Genomic DNA, 20161 nt, shown 5'->3' with positions numbered 1-20161 from the left:
ATAACCCTTTCTATATGGAAGATGAAGCAAAATACGCACTGAATGTGAAACAGGTGATGGATTTTATGCATCGTATCATGATGCATCACGCCATGTGGTTTGGGGAAGTATATCATCAGCTGGGGCGTGAACGTGCTATGGAAATACTCGATACCGCATTTACCAATAGCAGTAATATTCAGTTGAGCCGTTTATCAAAAGTGCTCGGCTTTGAAATAAAAGATGGAATTCCCGCGCCAATTGCAAATCTTCCCGAAGAAAAATTAAACGCTTTGCGTGATGCACTGGCAGCCAACTGGCTTGCCGGCGACGGCATATGGTTTCAGGCGGTTGAATCAGCCATGGGCATGGACGAAGCCAAACGCTGCAACGATTCGTGCTGGGCACAATTCTCTCCTTTTGAAGCATGGAGCATTAAGCGTATGCTGAACCTGCCCGAAGAAGCCGGTCTTGACGGATTGAAAAAAGCACTGTCGCAACGGCTTTACGCATACGTCAATAAACAATCGTTCAGAGAAGAAAGCGACAGCAGTTTTGTTTTTGTGATGAACGATTGTCGCGTACAGTCGGCACGCAAACGGAAAGGAATGGATGATTATCCGTGCAAATCAGCTGGAATTGTTGAATACAGAGAGTTCGCACGCGCTATTGACAGCCGCATCACAACACAATGTATCTGCTGCCCACCCGATAAACATGACGAAAGCCACTATTGCGCCTGGAAATTTACGATTGGCTGACAACAAAAAAGCCGGGAACAATTCCCGGCCTTCGCCTCCCTAAATCTAACATGAACATTGATCAATTCTCAGCGCCCTAAATTTTATAATGTCTGTGGTGTAACCATAAAATCAACCGTCCCTTTTGACAATGGTATTTCATTCCACGATTCTGTATTAAAACTGATGCATACAAAGCCCGAAGTAGGCATGTTATCGATACGTGGCTTCAGATAAATATTCACAAACTGTGTAAGCGTAGGATTATGTCCTACCAGCAATACATTCTCTTTTGTATCGTCAATTTCTGCAAGTACTCTGTAAATTACATCTTCAACAGCCTCATACATCCGGTGATCAATCTTAATGGCATTCTGAGGATAATCGGCTGCTTCGGCAAGCAGCTTCGCAGTTTCCAGTGCGCGAAGAGCATAGCTGCTGATGATAAGGTCAAAAGAAATCTCTTTCTTACCGATATATTGCTGAATCTTTTTAGTGTTGTTGACACCAACTGTAAGCAACGCTCTTTCATGATCGGCAGCATCCGGGTCCCCCAATGATGACTTACCATGTCTCGCCAGAAATAGTTTCTTCATGCAGGCAAAAATATTTTAGTTTTATACCCAATATATAGGTGTTCGTCCACAGTTGTTAACGTATTTATTAACTATCCAGTTCTATATATAATCATTAACCCTGTGCAAGCACAAGTCAAACATCTGATTTTCTTTTCGATACATTATATATATTTTGCCTTTCTTATCATCTGAATATATAATAATTCAATCCCGTCATATTCATTCTGTTTGATTCGCCCTTCTGTTTTACTATCTTTGTTATTCACAGACGGTTCACATTTTCATAATATTCAATAAACAAAATCTAACATTTATGAGAAAAATATTCATTCTTATAGCATTTATTGCGATTCAGAATTTCTGTTTCGGGCAATTTTCAGGGCCGGAAGTTCTGAAGCCCATGGGACCCGAACAGGCAATAGACCGTGCAGCCATGATGAAACATTTCAAGCAATCCCCACAAAAAAGTGAAGCCGTAGGCTGGCTTATCCCATCGTGGAATCTGCTCGATTATTATTACGCAGGAGGCGCAGCGGTTACGCATTATGCAAATCTTATTATGCCCGATTCAACCGTATTATATGAATCGTCGGGCACCATTCAGCATCACTGGCTCATGGGCGTTGGCGGCGTACTTGACCCCTATTCACCCATGTTTGATTCATCACAGAACGTAGCGCCCATCGACGATGGGTATGATTATACCGTGGATTCTGTTTTTGTACTTGCATGGTACACCAAGGTAAACTCCGGAACCGATACGCTGATTGCCGAAATAGAATTCGGTACACCCACCTTCGCTCCAGAATTCGGACATACCATTTATACTTTTACACCGGACACTTTTCATATGAGCCCGCCAAAAGTTTACGGCGACCCGGAGCAGTTCGGTTATAAGTGCCGTATGACGGCTCCTTCAAAACAGGTAATAAAATATGTACTTGGTCCGCAGGATTCAACCAATAATCTGGGCAAGTATATCACGTTTCCTGTTGGTTTGAATGTTACGGGAAATAAAGTGGTTGGACTTTCACTCAGCTTTGTTCCCGGTCAGCCATACAGTTTTGGCGATATGGGTTATTCATACAGCGGCACAGAAACACAAACCGTCAATTCATTCCGCGTCGGATTGTATTCAACGGATGATGTGAATGCCGACCCGCACATTTTTGTTGACCCTTATGCCGGATATTCAGCCACAAATTACTTGCGTAAAGAAGTGCGGTATACCATGTATACCGGCTCGAACAGCTGGCGAAACGACCGCATGACATCATCGGTTTCCTGGGCTTTTGACATTGGTTATTATGTAAGCAAAGACAGCCTTTCATCCGTGCCTGAAAATCAGAAAGAGCTTGCAAACATCTTCCCGAATCCCGTTCAAAACGGCATGTTAAATATCATTACTTCCGAAAAGGGAACTTCCGAAATACAGATTTTAACCCTCAATGGTCAGAGTGTAATGAATATTCGTTCAGATAAACAAACGAACCGCATTGACCTGTCGGCCCTGAAACCGGGAATCTATATGGCACGAATCTTTACAGAAACAGGTGTTATCACAAAAAAGATTGTGATAGAATAAGGAATTATAAAAAACAGTTCACCCCTTCTGCCCGGTATTAGCGGGAAACAGAAGGGGTGATTTTTTTGAGAACAACTATTATGCGAAGAGCGGCATATCTTTGGTAAGGGTGTGTACGCGTTCTTTTACCCACGAAATCACTTTTTCATCTTCAATGTGGCTTATCACCTCATCAATCAGATCTACGATGACGGGCATGTGTTCTTCTTTCATCCCACGGGTAGTAACAGCAGGTGTTCCAACGCGCAAACCCGATGTAGTAAATGGTGTGCGACTGTCGAACGGAACCATGTTTTTATTCACGGTAATTTCAGCACGAACCAACGTATTTTCAACTTGTTTTCCTGTAATATCAGGAAATTTAGTACGAAGGTCAATCAGCATAAGATGGTTGTCGGTTCCGCCGCTTATTACTTTGTAACCTTTATCAACAAAGCACTTCGACATTACCGCAGCATTTTTCTTGACCTGCATCACATACTGTTTGTACTCATCGGAAAGGCATTCGCCAAAAGCCACAGCTTTAGCGGCAATTATATGCTCCAACGGACCGCCCTGTACTCCGGGGAATACAGCAGAATCGAGCATTGCAGACATCATTTTGGTCTCGCCTTTCGGAGTTTTAACGCCCCACCAGTTTTCGAAATCTTTACCCACAATGATAATACCGCCTCTTGGGCCGCGCAGCGTTTTGTGTGTTGTTGAAGTAATAATATGACAATATGGTACCGGGTTATTCAGGATACCGCCGGCAATCAGTCCGGCAGGATGAGCGATATCAGCCATTAGAATGGCGCCAATTTTATCGGCAATTTCACGCATGCGTTTGTAATCCCAGTCGCGTGAATACGCAGAAGCGCCTGCCAGCAAGAGTTTTGGCTTTTCTTTCAGAGCCAGTTCTTCCATTTTATCATAATCCACCATGCCGGTTTCCTCTTCCACGCCGTATGAAATTGCGTTGAAATACATTCCCGAAAAATTCACCGGAGAACCGTGTGAAAGGTGGCCGCCATGCGAAAGATTCAATCCCATGAACGTATCGCCCGGCTTTAGACAGGCAAGAAAAGCAGCCATATTGGCCTGAGCTCCCGAATGTGGCTGTACGTTGGCATATTCCGCACCAAACAATTCTTTAAGCCGGTCAATTGCAATCTGCTCACTCTGATCAACAATCTGGCACCCGCCATAATACCTTTTGCCGGGATAGCCTTCGGCATATTTGTTAGTCATACACGAGCCCATGGCCTGCAGCACCTGGTCACTCACAAAATTCTCGGAAGCAATAAGTTCAATGCCACCAAGCTGGCGCTGACGCTCCATCTCAATAAGGTCAAAAATCTGTTTATCTCTTTTCATAAAAACGAAAATTTTCAGGATGATTAATTCAGATAACGATGCAAAAGTAAGTCAGATATACCATTTCTGCAAAAGATAAATTTCAGAAAGCAGCCGTAGTCTTTTCTGCCTTTTCCCTGCCTAGGAGGCTCTAGGTATAGAGGGTCGCCACATTATAAAATATTTAATAATAATTTTAACCGCGGTCTTAGTTTTCTTGCCGTCTTTACCTATTTTTGCGAATAGTCAAAATAATTCCCCATGATAAAATTATTTCCAAAAATATCAGTCACCGGCGATCTGGGCAGTGGTAAGAGTGCTGTTTGTAAACTGCTTGAGCAACAAACCGGATTTCCGATTGTGAGCACAGGTGGCATTCAGCGTGAAATTGCCTCAAAGCATGGCATGACCACTCTTGAATTAAATAAATATACCGAAACGCATCCCGAAATTGACGACGAAATCGACGGAAGAATAAGCCAGTTGGGCAAAGACGAGCGTTCCATCATTTTTGATTCCCGATTAGCGTGGCACTTTGCACCCGAAACATTTAAAATTTATCTGCTTGCCGATACCGATATTGCCGCAACCCGCATCTTCAATGACACGCGTACCAGCGAGAGTTATAAAAGCGTCAGAGAAGCCAAACAGAAAATTCTGGACCGCCGTACCAGCGAGCTGAACCGTTTTAAAAGTTATTATGACATAGATTATTCGGACATGTCTAATTACGATCTCGTTGTCGAAACTACCACAGCCACGCCCGAAGAAGTTGCCGGGACTATCATCAGCCAGTTCAATTTATGGAAGAACGGAAAGCCCTACAACGTTTTCTGGCTTTCACCGTCATCGCTGTTACCAACGGCAAATATCAGCACTTTGTTATCAGATGCACCCAAACCCGAAACAGAAGCAGGTCTTGGGCAGGCATTGCTGCTGAGCCTTGGCAGAAGTTTCATCATTGCCGGTAATCATTTGGTTGTAAGTAAGGCAATCAATGAGGGGAAGCATCTGCTGCCCGTTTTTGTCTTCAAACCAGAGGCCGGTAAGACCGGGAAACTAAAAATCCTTTCGCTTGCAAGAAAAAATGCAGTGAAAGAATGGGAACAGCACCATAAGATAAAATTCAGCGAATTACCCGATATTTTTTCGTAAAAATCATTACAATCCGCAACAATGAAAATAGCGATTATAGGATTTGGAGCTGCCGCCATCGGTTTTATTGAACGCATGATGGGCGCAGGACATGAATTGCATGTTTATGAAAAAAGTCCTGACATATTTGCATCAGGAATTTCAGGAGTCCGGGCCGATGGTAAACTCTTTGTTTCTGCCGAAATGGGAGGCGACATGTTCATAGAGCCGGCGCTGCAAAAGCAACTCGTTGATTTTTACATTTCGCGTACAGGAAACGGATTTTACGAAACCGGTCGTTCATTTCACGAAAGCGGCTATTACAAACAGTTCTACGATAAAGGATTTCAGCCGGTTGCAGCCGATTTTTACCATCTCGGTACCGATCAGTTGCAAATGGTGCTGCAAAATATTTATAATTATTTTATTGAAGACGGTAATGTAAAATTCCATTTCAACAGCAACGTTGAAAGGGTTGAAATTGATGGCGAGGGCGTTATCCTTGACGGGAAGGACCGTTTTGATAAAGCCGTGGTATGCGTTGGCAGAAGCGGACATAAACTCATCAAATCCACCATTGCCAGGTATCCTGACCTTGTCCTTGAAAACACTAAACTTGACTTCGGCATCCGCTTTGAGCTGCCTAATCATATTGTAGAAGATTTGAACCGTGAAATGTATGAATTCAAGGTTCGGTACAGAAGCCGCACCGGCTACATGGTTCGTACTTTCTGCAACAATCCATCAGGCTTTGTGGTGGTTGAAAATTACGGCGATTTTGTAACCGTTAACGGACATGCAAACTCAAAAGAAAAAAGCAAGAATACCAATTTTGCCGTGCTCACAACAGTAGAACTCACCCAACCCTTCAACGATCCAATCGGCTATGGTTCACATATTGCCAAACTCACCAATATTCTTGCAGGACAGGATAAACTGATACTACAAACATACCGCGATTTCAGGAATTCAAAACGCACGAAAAGAATGTATCGCGTATTGCCAACGCTCGACAGTTCTAAATACATAATGGGCGACATTAACCTTGCCTACCCGCGTCGTATCATTGAAAGCATCATCGATTTTCTGGATAACCTCAATACGGTGGTTCCCGGCATTACCAACGATGACAATCTGGTTTATGCTCCCGAAATCAAGTTCTACTCAAACAAACTCAGTAACAGCCTTTTTAATCATATAAAATTTGCAGGTGATTGCTCAGGATATACCCGAAGCTTCATCTACGCAACGGCACATGGATATATGGTTGCCGACGAAATGCTCTGATACTGTAGTAAAAACGCTATTATTTCTCATGTCCGTTTCTTACCCATGACATTTTCTTCATGTCCAAATTTTGCCATTTTTTGGACATGAGCATCTACTCACGTCCGTTTCTTATCCATGACATTTTGTTCATGTCCAATTTTTCCCTATTTTTGGACATGAAAAAACAAATAACTAATAAATCATGGAAAAAAATAAGATTGTACGCGGAGGTTCCGCTGAAATGAAACCCGAATTAAACGTGAAAAAACCATTCAATGAACTGCCGTTTTTGCCACCAAAAGATGTAACACTCGAGACTATTGATATATTGCGTCAGGAAAGCAAAGCGGCTGTAGCACTGGCAGAACTTAAAGGTCTTGCCCGAACCCTGCCTAATCCATCGATATTGCTGAATGCCGTTGTCCTCAAGGAAGCGCGGGCCAGTTCAGAAATTGAAAACGTAATCACAACTCACGACAAGATATATCAGGCACTGGCTGCAAAATCAGCAAAACCGGACGCAGCAACCAAAGAAGTGTTACGTTACCGTGAAGCCCTGTTATCAGGGACAAAACTTGTAAAGCAAAAAGGCTTTTTAAATACCAATGGTATTATTGCCATTCAGCGCGAACTGGAAGAAAATGACGCCGGTCTTCGAAAACTGCCCGGAACAGCACTTGTAAGCGGCTCCAGCAATCAGATTGTCTACACACCACCCGACAATCACAAGGATATTATACGGTTGATGCGCAATCTGGAAGGATATATGAATGAATATGATGAGAACCTGTCGCCCCTGATTAAAATGGCCATTCAACATTATCAGTTCGAAAGCATTCACCCTTTTTACGACGGAAACGGTCGCACAGGACGCATCATCAATGTAATTTATCTCGTATTGAAAGGATTGCTTGATGAGCCCATCCTCTATCTGAGCGCCTACATCATTAAAAACAAAAAAGAATATTACCGTTACTTACAGGAAGTAAGAACTAAAGGAAACTGGCATGCATGGATACTTTATATGCTTAAAGCTGTTGAAGCAACCTCAAGAGAAACAATTGAGCAAATCAATCAGATTCAGGCATTGTTCTTAAAAACACAACATCAGATTCAGAAGAAATTCCCGAAGATGTATTCCAAAGACCTGGTAGAACAACTGTTTATTCAGCCCTATTGCAAAATCGAATTTTTGGTAAATAACATGAAGATGAACAGAAAAACAGCCTCACACTATCTCAAAAGTCTTGAAAAAGAAGGTATTCTGGAATCAGAAGAAAGAGGCAAAGAAACCATCTATATCTATAAAAAATTCTATGACCTTTTGAAAAAAGGTTGATTCAATCATGTCCGTTTCTTACCCATGACTTTTTGTTCATGTCCAAATTTTGCCATTTTTTGGACATGAACGTATTCTCATGTCCGTTTCTTACCCATGAGATTTTCTTCATGTCCTAAATTTGCCATTTTTTGGACATGAGGATATTAACCAAGAACCACAAGTCGAGAAAGATAAATGATTGAATTGTCCGTTTGCTGAATCGTTCAATTTTCAAATTACATCATTGCCGGATTTTTCCGCCAAAGGCGGACAGGCATCTTTCAAATTGACTAATTTTCAAATTAACTTTGTGTTACAAACATTCCTTTTGAAATCGGCTGATAATTAACACTATTCATACCGATATTTTTTGCTATTTTTGCGTTAATAACACTATTATATTATAATGCAGACAACAGAACCATATAAACCTACGAATTTGGTGCGCATTGTAACGGCCACCTCACTTTTCGACGGGCACGACGCGTCCATCAACATCATGCGCCGTATATTCCAGTCATCAGGCGCTGAAGTAATACACCTCGGACATAACCGAACCGTGATTGATATTGTTGATTGCGCAGTTCAGGAAGATGCACAGGCGATTGCTGTCACGTCCTATCAGGGCGGGCACATTGAATTCTACAAATACATGCTCGACCTGCTCAATGAAAAAGGCTGCGGGCATATAAAAATATTCGGTGGCGGCGGTGGCGTTATTCTTCCCGATGAACTTGATGAGCTTCACGCATACGGTATCACACGCTTGTATTCGCCCGACGATGGCCGTACAATGGGTCTTCAGGGAATGATAAATGATGTACTGCAGAAATCGGATTACCCTACCGGAAAAGAGGTTGCTGTTGATTTTGAACTGCTGAAAAAAGGAGACACGAACACACTTGCCCGCTTCATTTCTACTGCAGAGAACAATCCCGAACTCATTAAAGACGCACTTGTAAAGACCGCCCAATTAGCGGACTCATCAAAAATTCCGGTACTCGGTATCACAGGTACGGGCGGAGCCGGTAAATCTTCGCTGGTAGATGAGCTCGTTCGTCGTTTTTTAGATGATATTCCCGATGCAAAAATTGCCATCATCTCGGTTGACCCTTCGAAACGCAAGACCGGCGGCGCATTGCTCGGCGACCGCATTCGTATGAATTCCATCAGTACACCACGCGTGTACATGCGCTCAATGGCAACCAGGCAGTCCAACCTCGCGATGTCTAAATATGTGAAAGACGCACTGAATATTGTGAAATGTGCCGACTTTGGACTTATCATTCTTGAAACTTCCGGTATAGGACAATCGGATACTGAAATCATTGACCACAGCAATCTCGCTATGTATGTGATGACTCCGGATTTTGGCGCAGCCACGCAGCTCGAAAAGATTGACATGCTTGACTTTGCCGACATCATTGCATTAAACAAATTCGATAAACGCGGTGCTCCCGATGCGCTGAATCAGGTTCGCAAGCAGTTCCAGCGAAACCATCTCCTGTGGGAAGCCGCACTCGATACCATGCCGGTATATGGTACCATTGCCTCACAATTCAACGACCCCGGAACGAACAGGCTTTACAAAGCGCTGCTGCTTAAAATAAAAGAAAAAACCGGAGTTGAATTTCCCAGCAAACTGGCTGAAACACATGAGATGTCGGAAAAGATAAACATCATTCCGCCTCAGCGTGTGCGCTACCTTTCGGAAATAACCGAAAGCGTGAGAAGCTACAACCAATGGGCAATACAGCAATCGGAAATTGCACAGAAACTTCAGGGCGTTATTCAAACCATCAGTATGGTGAACGGCAGTAAAGACGCGCATAAAGCTGAAAGCCTGGCCGAACTTGAACGTCAGAAAACAACACTGGAAGAACAGCTTGACAAACATTGTAAAAAAATACTGGAAGGCTGGGAACATCGCAAAGACGCGCTCAAAGCAGATTTCTATTCGTATAAAGTCAGAGATAAGGAAGTAAAAGTAAAGACCTTCACAGAATCCCTGTCACATCTGCGTATTCCGAGAATAAGCATGCCCTCTTATACAGGCTGGGGCGAAATCCTGCGCTGGTGCCTTAAAGAAAATGTGCCGGGCGAATTTCCTTACGCAGCAGGCGTATTCCCGTTCAAACGGGAAGGCGAAGACCCCACGCGTATGTTTGCGGGAGAAGGCGGTCCTGAGCGTACCAACAAGCGCTTTCATTATGTATCGCACGGATTGCCTGCCAAACGGCTTTCTACAGCATTCGACTCCGTTACACTTTACGGCGATGACCCGCATATTCGTCCCGATATTTACGGAAAGATAGGAAATTCGGGCGTTTCAATATGCTGCCTCGACGACGCTAAAAAACTCTATTCAGGATTTGATCTCGCCGACCCCAAAACATCGGTATCCATGACCATCAACGGTCCCGCGCCCATTATGACGGCCTTCTTTATGAATGCCGCCATTGACCAGCAATGCGAGAAATACATCCGTGCAAACGGACTTGAAAAAGAAGTCGATAAAAAGATTGAAGATTTTTATAAAAGCAAAGGCACCCAAAGACCGCGTTATCAAGGCGAACTGCCCGAAGGAAACGACGGACTTGGTCTGATGCTGCTGGGCATCACAGGCGACAAAGTGCTTCCGAAAGATGTTTATGAAAAAATAAAAATTGAAACGCTCTGTTCCGTAAGAGGCACGGTACAAGCAGATATTCTTAAAGAAGACCAGGCACAGAACACCTGCATTTTCTCGACAGATTTTTCACTGAAGCTGATGGGCGACGTACAGGAATTCTTTATTGAAAACCTTATACGCAACTTTTATTCCGTAAGTATTTCGGGATATCACATTGCCGAAGCAGGCGCCAATCCTATATCACAGCTTGCGTTTACCCTTGCCAACGGGTTTACGTATGTTGAGTATTACGCTTCACGCGGAATGGACATCAATAAATTCGCACCCAATCTTTCGTTCTTTTTCTCTAACGGACTTGACCCCGAATTTTCCGTTATCGGCCGTGTGGCAAGGCTCATCTGGGCAAAAGCGATGAAGTTGAAATACAAAGCCAACGACCGTTCGCAGATGCTGAAGTATCACATTCAGACATCAGGACGTTCGCTGCACGCGCAGGAAATAGATTTCAATGATATCCGTACCACGCTGCAGGCACTTTACGCAATCTACGATAACTGCAATTCCCTTCACACGAATGCCTACGACGAAGCCATCACTACGCCTACCGAAGAATCGGTGAGGCGCGCTATGGCTATACAGCTTATCATCAATCATGAGCTAGGTCAGGCAAAAAACCAAAACCCGCTGCAGGGAAGTTTCATCATAGAAGAACTCACCGACCTTGTAGAAGAAGCCGTGATGGCCGAATTTGACAGAATCAACGAACGCGGCGGTGTGCTTGGCGCGATGGAAACAATGTATCAGCGTAATAAAATTCAGGAAGAATCGCTGTATTACGAAATGCTGAAGCACAAAGGCGAACTCCCGATTATGGGCGTAAATACCTTTCTTTCATCAAAAGGCTCACCCACCACACTGCCCGGGGAAGTAATACGCGCTACCGAAGAAGAAAAGCAGTACCAGATAGCCATGATTGCCGAACTCCATAAAACCAATGCTGACGTGGCTCAGCCAATGCTCAGCGAAATGAATGAAGCCATCCTTAAAAATAAAAATGTGTTTGGCCTGCTGATGGAAATTGTAAAATATTGTTCGCTGGGGCAAATTACCGAAACCCTTTTTGATGTAGGCGGACAGTACAGAAGAAACATGTGAGAATGAAGAATGAAGAATGAAAAATGAAAAGCGAAAAGTGAAGAGTTGAAAAATTAAGTCCAAAAAGAAAAATAATCTCAGCATGCTGTAACCAATTTAATTAATAAAAAAGGGAACAAATAAATCTATAAAAGTCATGAATAAAAAGATATTGATTCTTTTTACACTGACAATACTGATGCTGCAGGCATTCGCGCAGCAGAGCAAAAATGATTATTTCGTTGTAGTTCTGAAACACCCGCATAAAAAGCATACGGATACAATCGGTATATTTGGAATTAAAAGAGGAACGCCGGTAAAAATATATCTGAATGATGGCAGTAAGCATGAAGGAAGATTAATCGCGTTTACAACAGATTCGCTGACCGTTGATTCGTTCTCCTGCACTATTCATGCAGTCAGGATGATATCGACCTTCACGAAAACAAAAAGAATCATTTTTTATTCCGGACTCGGGTTGAGTCTTGCGGGTGTTGCACTTGCCGGCTCTACGCTAGTTACCGGACCATTTCTGGCAATCCCTGTTTTGATGGTTGCCGATGGCGCCATCGCAATGAGAATCGGGGCAGGAAAACGATTGCCCATAGACAATAATTTCTTTTTGTCCGACCGCAGAACAATTGATGAACTAAAAAAAGAATTGTCGGAAAAACGTACGCTTCCGTTCACAAAAACAACGGCGAAAGAACTCCGCGAAAAGAAAATACAGATTGAAGAACAGGCTGAGATGAGGGCTGATTCCATCGCATTCAGCCATTACCGTAGCTTTCCGGGAAAAAAGAATTTGCCGGTAGCGGTATTGAAAAAAGAACTGGATTCCGTTTCCGTTTCCCTGCTCGATCATAACCGCAATAACCTGCTGCGCGGATTGCGCCGCATGGACGAATATAAATTTCCGTGGTACGCGGGCATTTCGGTTTTCGATTACATAAGTAACCAGGCCACGCTTACGATTGGTTACCGCTTTAACCGATATATCGGGCTGGAGGTTTCTCCCGGAATCTATTATCCCACATCATGGAAAGTTGCTCCTGAGGCAACGTACGTTGAACGCACACCGGGTTTGAGCTATGACCGCAGAATAATGAATGGCTGGCAAATAAATGCTGCAATAAAAGTTTACCCTTTTAAGCACAAGCCCAACAGGTATATTTCCCTCAAAGGTTTTTACAGAGATTTGTATTACAAGAACCGGAATGTGGCGGTTCAACTCAGAGGTTACCATGATGAAGGTTATTTATTTGCAATGCAAAATGAAACCGGCTACACTTATGGGTTTGCGCTCCTTTACGGATGGCAGCGCACCATTTTCAGGCACATTGGTCTTGATTACTATTTCGGCCTCGGCGCCTTTTACAGAAGTGGCAAGATTACAGAGTTGAGCGGCGGAGATCACCGTTCAGACAGCTACTTCGGAATAGCCACTGCATATCCGCGAACCTATACACAGTCAGCATGGTTCCCGTCTTTGCAGGGTGGAATCCGCATCGGTTACCGCTGGAGCTTACGCAGATAAACATCATTAAAATTATTTCGCTCCGGCTAAAAATAATCTGTATTTTTATTTTCTTAATCAGACACTATTTTTTACAGCTATGACAAGTAATATTTTCTCAAAGATTCTGGTGATTTATCCGATGGAGCATTCTACCAAAATCGCTCTGTATAAGAATATCACGCTCATCTTTCTTAAAAACATCAAGCACAAAAAAGAGGAATTGAAAAATTTCAACATGGTGGTTGATCAGGAAGAATACCGAGCCGAAGCCATCATCCGGGAGTTGTACGAAAATGATATCGACCTTAACGGAATCGATTTAGTGATAGCACGCGGCGGACTTACCAAAGCGGTAAATTCCGGAGTGTATCTGGTAAACGAAACCATGAAGGAAGACCTCCGCGCAGGTGTTCAGGGAATGCATGCGGTGAATCTGGGCGGTTTGCTTGCCGACAGGGTTCTCAAAGTATTACCCAACGCCAAAGCCTGCATTGCCGATCCGGCAGTAGTAGATGAGCTGGACGACGTTGCCCGCATTACAGGTCATCCGATGTTCCAACGGAAATCTATATTTCATGCGCTCAATCAAAAATACATGGCAAGACGCTATGCCCGTTCCATCAATACGCCATACGAAAGTCTGTCGTTGATTGTTGCTCACATGGGCGGTGGAGGCATTTCCGTGGGTGCACACAAAAACGGTTTTGTGGTGGACGTAAATCAGGCCTTCGACGGCGACGGTCCCTTTGCCATAACACGTACCGGTACACTGCCCAACGGCGATCTGGTGAGGCTTTGCTTCAGCGGAAAATATACCGAACAGGAAATCATGAAAATGATAACTTCCGAAGGCGGATTGTACGCTTATCTGGGCACTGACAACATTGACGAACTGGAAAAAAAGATAAGCGGAAATGATGACCACGCGCGTTTTATTGCATACGCCATGGCTTATCAGGTGGCACGCGAGATAGGCGCCATGTGTACCGTATTCGAAGAAAAAATAGATGCGATTATTCTTTCGGGAGAATTGTTTCACTGTACCTATTTCACCGAATGCCTCACCAAAAGAGTTGAGAAGATTGCACACATTGCTTTATTTGCAACGGTGAACGATATGGATGCCCTGGTAAGCAACGCGGTGATGTTACTCAATGGTGAGACCGAAGCCATGGAATACCTTTGATAATTAACAATTAAAAATTAAAAATATTCCATTTCAAACTTTAAATAAAAAAGCCCCGACGATGCCGGGGCTTTTTGTTGTATCACAAGATAAATGCGTTATTCGGCAATCACTTCAAATTTGATATCCACTTTAACTTCTTTGTGGAGATTCACTTTTGCAGCGTAGGTACCTAATTCTTTTACTGATTCGCCGTCAACGAGAATACGTTTGCGGTCGATATCGTAACCGAACTGTCCTTTTATTGCTTCTGCAATCTGGATAGCATTTACGGAGCCGAAAATTTTACCTGATGTACCGGCTTTTGCACCGATTTTAACGGTAATATTTTCGAGTGCTTTAGCCAGAGTTTCGGCTTCTTTCTTAATTTTTTCTTCCTTGAACGACCTCTGTTTCACCATTTCCTGATGATTTTTGAGGTTTGATTCGGTAAGAATAATAGCGTATCCCTGAGGAATAAGGAAATTGCGGCCGTAACCGTTCTTTACTTTCACTATATCGTTGGCGTATCCTAATTTAGGAACATCCTGTTTCAGTATCACTTTCATGGTTATTCCTCCTGTTATTTTAATAAATCACCTACGTACGGCATCAGGGCAAGATGGCGGGCGCGTTTAATCGCCTGAGCCAGTTTCCGCTGAAATTTCAGCGAAGTACCTGTAATTCTGCGGGGCAGAATTTTACCTTGTTCATTTACAAATTTCAGAAGAAAATCGGCGTCTTTGTAGTCGATGTATTTAATACCGAGTTTTTTGAAACGGCAGTACTTCTTCTTTTTAACATCTACCGTAATCGGGGTCAGATATCTGATTTCGCTTTCGCCTGGTTGTGCTGACATTGTTTACTGAGTTTTAAAGATTAAACATTAAGCCTGGGCTTTTTCCTTTTTGGCTCTTTCTGCGTGCTTCTTATCGTTAAAGATGATTGCGTGCTTTTCGCTTGCAATCGTCAGGAAACGAATGATGCGCTCATCACGTTTGAAGGCAACTTCGAGGTCGGCGATAACGGCACCCTCTACCTTAAACTCAATGAGGTAGTAAAAACCGGTTGATTTTTTCTGTATGGGATAAGCGAGCTTACGCAGTCCCCAATTGTCTTCATAGACAATCTCGGCTCCTTTTTCCTTGAGGAAATCCAGGAATTTTTTTACCGCTTCCTTTACCTGGTCTTCAGATAAAACGGGAGTCATGATGAAAACGGTTTCGTAATGGTTGATCATTTACTCAACGATTAATTTGGTTAATAATTAATGAATTAATAATATAAAAATTGGAGTGCAAAGGTAATAACATTTTTGAAATCAGCAAAATTACCTAATCTTTATTTTCGCAAATTTATGTGTTCTATGTACCATATTTGAATTAATTTTGCCCTTTTGCATCCATACGAACGTAAAATACATCAATATATGCCCAGCATTTTTAAATCTTTATTCGGATCCAAATCCGACCGCGACATTAAAGCCATCATGCCATTAGTCAGCAAGATACATCAGGCTTATGAGTTCATTAAAACACTTACAAACGACGAACTCAGAGCAAAAACAACTGAATTTCGTGAGCTGATAGCTGAAGGAACATCACACTTCGAGAATGAGATTGCCTCTCTGAAAAACGCCATCGATAACGACGACAGCATCGATATTGAAGAAAAAGAGAAACTTTACGGTCAGATTGATGACCTGGAGAAAAAATCATACGAAAAGACGCAGGAAATACTCAACGACATTCTGCCTGAGGCTTTTGCAGTAATGAAAGAGACGGCGCGCCGCTTTAAAGAGAACGAGAAGGTGGAAGTTACCGCCACCCAGTTTGACCGCGACCTGGCTGCCCGTTATGCCCATGTGAACATCACAGGCGACAAAGCCGTATATGATAATGCATGGATGGCCGGCGGAAACCTTATCAAATGGGATATGGTGCATTACGACGTTCAGCTTATCGGTGGTATCGTGCTGCATCAGGGAAAAATTTCTGAAATGGCTACCGGTGAAGGAAAAACACTGGTTGCAACGCTTCCGGTTTATCTCAATGCCCTTCCGGGGAAAGGCGTTCATCTGGTTACCGTAAATGATTATCTGGCAAAACGCGACTCGGAATGGATGGGCGTACTTTACCAGTTCCATGGATTGTCTGTCGACTGTATCGACCGTCACGAACCCAACTCCGACGAACGCCGGAAAGCCTATCTGGCAGATATTTCGTTTGGCACGAACAACGAATTTGGTTTCGACTACCTCAGAGATAACATGTCGCGCTCTCCCGAAGAACTGGTACAGCGTCCGCATAACTTCTCTATTGTGGATGAGGTTGACTCCGTTCTTGTTGACGATGCACGTACACCGCTCATCATCTCCGGACCGACACCCAAAGGCGAAAATCAGGAGTTTGAACAGCTCAAGCCGCTTATCCAGAAATTATACAATGCCCAGCGTAATCTGGTGACCAATATTCTGGCGGAAGCTAAAAAATTATTATCCGATACGTCCAATCCCGACAATGAAAAAGAAGGCGGCAAATTACTGGTTCGCGCTTTTCACGGATTACCCAAGAATAAAGCACTTATCAAGTTCCTTTCCGAATCGGGTATGAAAGCCCTGCTCACCAAGACAGAGAATTTCTACATGGCAGAGCAGAATAAACACATGCACATTATTGACGATGACCTGTTCTTCGTAATTGATGAGAAACAAAATACCATTGACCTTACGGAAAAAGGAATTGACCTCATCAATGCCGATGTAAAAGACACCAAATTCTTCCAGTTGCCCGATATCGGTCTGGAAATTTCGGAGATGGAGCGCACCGGATTATCCGAAGCAGAAAAGATTCTGAAGAAAAGTGAGCTGCTGCAGGATTATGAAGTGAAATCAGACCGGGTTCACAGTATCAATCAGCTTCTGAAAGCTTATGCCCTGTTCGAAATAGACGTGGAATACGTTATCATCGACAATAAAATTAAAATCGTTGATGAACAAACAGGTCGTATATTAGACGGCAGGCGCTATTCCGACGGTCTGCATCAGGCAATCGAAGCAAAAGAAAATGTAAAAATTGAAGCTGCCACCCAGACCTACGCCACAATTACACTTCAGAACTACTTCCGAATGTACAAGAAGCTGTCGGGTATGACCGGTACTGCAGAGACGGAAGCCGGTGAGCTGTGGGACATCTACAAACTGGATGTGGTGGTCATCCCTACCAATCGCAAGGTTATCCGTAAGGATATGGAAGATTTGGTGTATAAGACCAAGCGCGAAAAATACAATGCTGTTATTGACGAAATCACCAAACTTGTTGAAGCAGGAAGGCCGGTGCTGGTAGGGACTACCAGTGTTGAAATTTCGGAATTGCTGAGCAAGATGCTGAAATTACGCAAAATCAGGCACAATGTGCTGAACGCAAAACTGCATCAGAAAGAAGCCGACATCGTGCTCGAAGCCGGTACTGCGGGTACGGTTACCATTGCTACCAACATGGCAGGTCGTGGTACCGACATCAAGCTGGGACCGGGCGTGAAAGAAGCCGGTGGTCTGGCCATTATAGGTACCGAACGTCATGAATCGCGCCGTGTTGACCGTCAGTTGCGCGGACGTGCAGGTCGTCAGGGCGACCCCGGTACTTCGGCATTCTTTGTATCACTCGACGATGACCTGATGCGTCTGTTCGGCTCCGGCCGTATCGCCAGCATTATGGACCGCCTCGGACTTAAAGACGGCGAAGTGATTCAGCATTCCATGATTACCAAATCTATTGAACGCGCCCAGAAAAAGGTGGAAGAAAATAACTTCGGCATTCGTAAACGTTTGCTGGAATATGACGACGTGATGAACTCTCAGCGCGACGTTATTTATTCCAAACGCCGTCATGCGCTGTATGGCGACCGTCTGGCCATTGATATTGCCAATATGTTCTTTGATGTTTGCGAACTTATTGTTGCCGACTTTCAGGAAAACCGCAGCTACGAAGGTTTCAAAATGGAAGTATTGCGTAACTTCGGTATGGATGCACCCATTGGGGAAAAAGAATTCTTCTCGGCGAACGCCCGTGAACTTTCCGAAAAACTGTATACGGAAGTATTTTCTCAGTACAAGAAAAAAGGTGAGATTATTGCCGAGCGCTCCTTCCCTATTATTAAAGGTGTATATGAGAACAATGCACGCAATTATGAGAACATTGCAATTCCCATTACCGATGGTGCGAAAACACTGCAGACTATAGCGAACCTGAAGCGCGCATACGACAGTAAAGGAAAAGAAGTGATACTGGCTGCAGAAAAGAGCATTACCCTCGCGCTGATTGACGATGCATGGAAAGACCACCTCCGCGAGCTTGACGACCTGAAACAATCGGTACAGAATGCCACCTACGAACAGAAAGACCCGCTGTTGATTTACAAATTCGAGTCGTTCCAGCTGTTCAAAAGCATGCTGCAGAAAATCAACAAAGAAATTGTTTCGTTCCTGTTCAAAGGCAACCTGCCGTTTCTTGAAACCGACGAACTTCAAATTGCCAGCCGCACCCGTACCGACCTGAGCAAGCTCAAGACCACCCGCGACGACGGCATGGCACAAGCCAAGGCACAGCGCACTTCGGAAGAAGAAAAAGTGCAGCCGATAAAGGTGGAGAAAAAAGTGAACCGCAACGACCTGTGTCCATGCGGCAGTGGTAAAAAATATAAAAATTGTCACGGTCTTTCAGCTTAAAACAAACAGCATGATTATTATTACCGGAGCAGCCGGATTTATTGGCAGTTGCCTTGTATCAAAACTCAATAATAAAGGCATCAAAGACATTGTTGTTGTTGATGATTTCAGCAACGGTCAGAAAAATATGAACTTTTTGCAAAAGGCGTATATCAGCAGAGTTGAACGCCTGGAGTTTCCACAGTGGCTGACCGAAAATCATGAAGAAGTTGATTTTGTTTTTCATCTCGGCGCACGCACCGATACCACGGAATTCAATCACGAAGTATTTGATTTGCTGAATCTGAATTACAGTAAGAAAATATGGGCGCTTTGTGCAGAATACAATCTGCCTATGCTGTATGCATCGTCTGCCGCCACCTACGGAATGGGCGAAAACGGTTATGACGACGACGAAAGTCTGATACATTTGCTCAAGCCTCTGAACCCTTACGGTGAATCAAAAAATGATTTTGATAAATGGGTGCTGGCACAGGAACAAAAACCGCCTTTCTGGGCAGGTTTGAAATTCTTCAATGTTTATGGTCCGAACGAATATCACAAAGGACGCATGGCATCGGTGATTTTCCACACCTTCAAACAAATTCATGAAACAGGCAGCATGAAACTGTTCCGCTCGCATAACGCAGATTATGGCGACGGCAAGCAGATGCGCGATTTCATTTACGTGAAAGATGTGGTGAATATCTGTCTGTTCTTTTATCTGAAACGAAATCACTGCGGTATTTATAATGTTGGAACCGGCGAGGCCCGCACCTTTCTCGATCTGGCCACAAACACCTTCCTTTCACTACGGATGGAACCCAACATTTCCTTTGTTGATACCCCCGAAGACATCCGCGAAAAATACCAGTACTTTACCGAAGCGAAGATGGCAAAACTGCGTGCCGCCGGCTACGATATGCCCTTCTATTCATTGGAAGAAGGAATTGAAGACTACGTTCAGGGATATCTGAGCAGCGGAACATACTACTAGTCATGCAAATCAAGGATTGAATTTTCTCTGTGCAACTCCGTGACAGGTCTTTAAAAGTTTCACAGAGG

Annotated in this window: 15 protein-coding genes; 10 read left to right on the top strand and 5 right to left on the bottom strand. The window is 43.7% G+C overall.

Annotated features, from left to right (window positions below; genetic code table 11):
• The first annotated feature begins 14 nt into the window (after positions 1–14).
• A complete protein-coding gene (locus WCM76_10450) occupies positions 15–740 on the top strand; it encodes a DUF6125 family protein (protein MEI6766053.1) in 726 nt (241 codons plus the stop codon).
• Positions 741–823: 83 nt separating this feature from the next.
• Here the strand turns inward: WCM76_10450 and WCM76_10445 are convergent, their stop codons facing one another.
• The gene (locus WCM76_10445; protein ID MEI6766052.1) at positions 824–1315 is read right to left on the bottom strand and encodes a histidine phosphatase family protein; all 492 of its coding nucleotides are present in this window, start codon (positions 1313–1315) and stop codon (positions 824–826) included.
• A 295-nt stretch (positions 1316–1610) separates the two neighbouring features.
• On the opposite strand from WCM76_10445, the gene WCM76_10440 reads away from it, so the two are divergent.
• Positions 1611–2882 (top strand): T9SS type A sorting domain-containing protein, encoded by a 1272-nt coding sequence (locus tag WCM76_10440; GenBank protein MEI6766051.1) that lies wholly within the window; start codon positions 1611–1613, stop codon positions 2880–2882.
• Between the two features lie 78 nt (positions 2883–2960).
• Here the strand turns inward: WCM76_10440 and glyA are convergent, their stop codons facing one another.
• Complete coding sequence (gene glyA, locus WCM76_10435; GenBank protein ID MEI6766050.1) at positions 2961–4238, bottom strand: serine hydroxymethyltransferase; 1278 nt, start codon at positions 4236–4238, stop codon at positions 2961–2963.
• A 240-nt stretch (positions 4239–4478) separates the two neighbouring features.
• Here glyA and WCM76_10430 point away from each other — a divergent pair, with 240 nt between their 5' ends.
• From WCM76_10430 to buk, 6 genes are all read left to right on the top strand, one after another.
• Entirely contained in the window at positions 4479–5372 is an 894-nt protein-coding gene (locus tag WCM76_10430; GenBank protein MEI6766049.1) for a cytidylate kinase family protein, read from the top strand.
• 21 nt (positions 5373–5393) lie between these two features.
• On the top strand, positions 5394–6638 hold the full coding sequence (locus WCM76_10425) for an NAD(P)/FAD-dependent oxidoreductase (GenBank protein MEI6766048.1): 1245 nt from the start codon (positions 5394–5396) through the stop codon (positions 6636–6638).
• Positions 6639–6822: 184 nt separating this feature from the next.
• A complete protein-coding gene (locus WCM76_10420) occupies positions 6823–7959 on the top strand; it encodes a Fic family protein (protein ID MEI6766047.1) in 1137 nt (378 codons plus the stop codon).
• Between the two features lie 388 nt (positions 7960–8347).
• Positions 8348–11728, top strand: a complete 3381-nt coding sequence (locus tag WCM76_10415; GenBank protein ID MEI6766046.1) for a methylmalonyl-CoA mutase family protein — start codon at positions 8348–8350, stop codon at positions 11726–11728.
• A 136-nt stretch (positions 11729–11864) separates the two neighbouring features.
• Positions 11865–13244, top strand: coding sequence for a hypothetical protein (locus WCM76_10410; GenBank protein ID MEI6766045.1), 1380 nt, complete (start codon positions 11865–11867; stop codon positions 13242–13244).
• A gap of 79 nt (positions 13245–13323) precedes the next feature.
• Positions 13324–14412 (top strand): butyrate kinase, encoded by a 1089-nt coding sequence (gene buk, locus WCM76_10405; GenBank protein ID MEI6766044.1) that lies wholly within the window; start codon positions 13324–13326, stop codon positions 14410–14412.
• Positions 14413–14510: 98 nt separating this feature from the next.
• Here buk and rplI read toward each other — a convergent pair whose 3' ends face one another.
• The 3 genes from rplI to rpsF are packed head-to-tail and all read right to left on the bottom strand — an operon-like array spanning position 14511 to position 15628.
• Positions 14511–14960: a 50S ribosomal protein L9 gene (gene rplI, locus WCM76_10400; GenBank protein MEI6766043.1), complete on the bottom strand. Its 450-nt coding sequence runs from the start codon at positions 14958–14960 to the stop codon at positions 14511–14513.
• Between the two features lie 14 nt (positions 14961–14974).
• Entirely contained in the window at positions 14975–15250 is a 276-nt protein-coding gene (gene rpsR, locus WCM76_10395; protein MEI6766042.1) for a 30S ribosomal protein S18, read from the bottom strand.
• 27 nt (positions 15251–15277) lie between these two features.
• Positions 15278–15628: a 30S ribosomal protein S6 gene (gene rpsF / locus WCM76_10390; GenBank protein MEI6766041.1), complete on the bottom strand. Its 351-nt coding sequence runs from the start codon at positions 15626–15628 to the stop codon at positions 15278–15280.
• A gap of 192 nt (positions 15629–15820) precedes the next feature.
• Here rpsF and secA point away from each other — a divergent pair, with 192 nt between their 5' ends.
• Both secA and rfaD read left to right on the top strand, forming a co-directional pair.
• Complete coding sequence (gene secA, locus WCM76_10385; GenBank protein ID MEI6766040.1) at positions 15821–19117, top strand: preprotein translocase subunit SecA; 3297 nt, start codon at positions 15821–15823, stop codon at positions 19115–19117.
• Between the two features lie 10 nt (positions 19118–19127).
• Positions 19128–20093, top strand: a complete 966-nt coding sequence (gene rfaD, locus WCM76_10380; protein ID MEI6766039.1) for an ADP-glyceromanno-heptose 6-epimerase — start codon at positions 19128–19130, stop codon at positions 20091–20093.
• Positions 20094–20161: the final 68 nt, after the last annotated feature.

The sequence above is a fragment of the Bacteroidota bacterium genome (assembly GCA_037133915.1).
Lineage (GTDB): Bacteria > Bacteroidota > Bacteroidia > Bacteroidales > CAIWKO01 > JBAXND01.
This window is presented reverse-complemented; position numbering and strand designations above follow the sequence as displayed.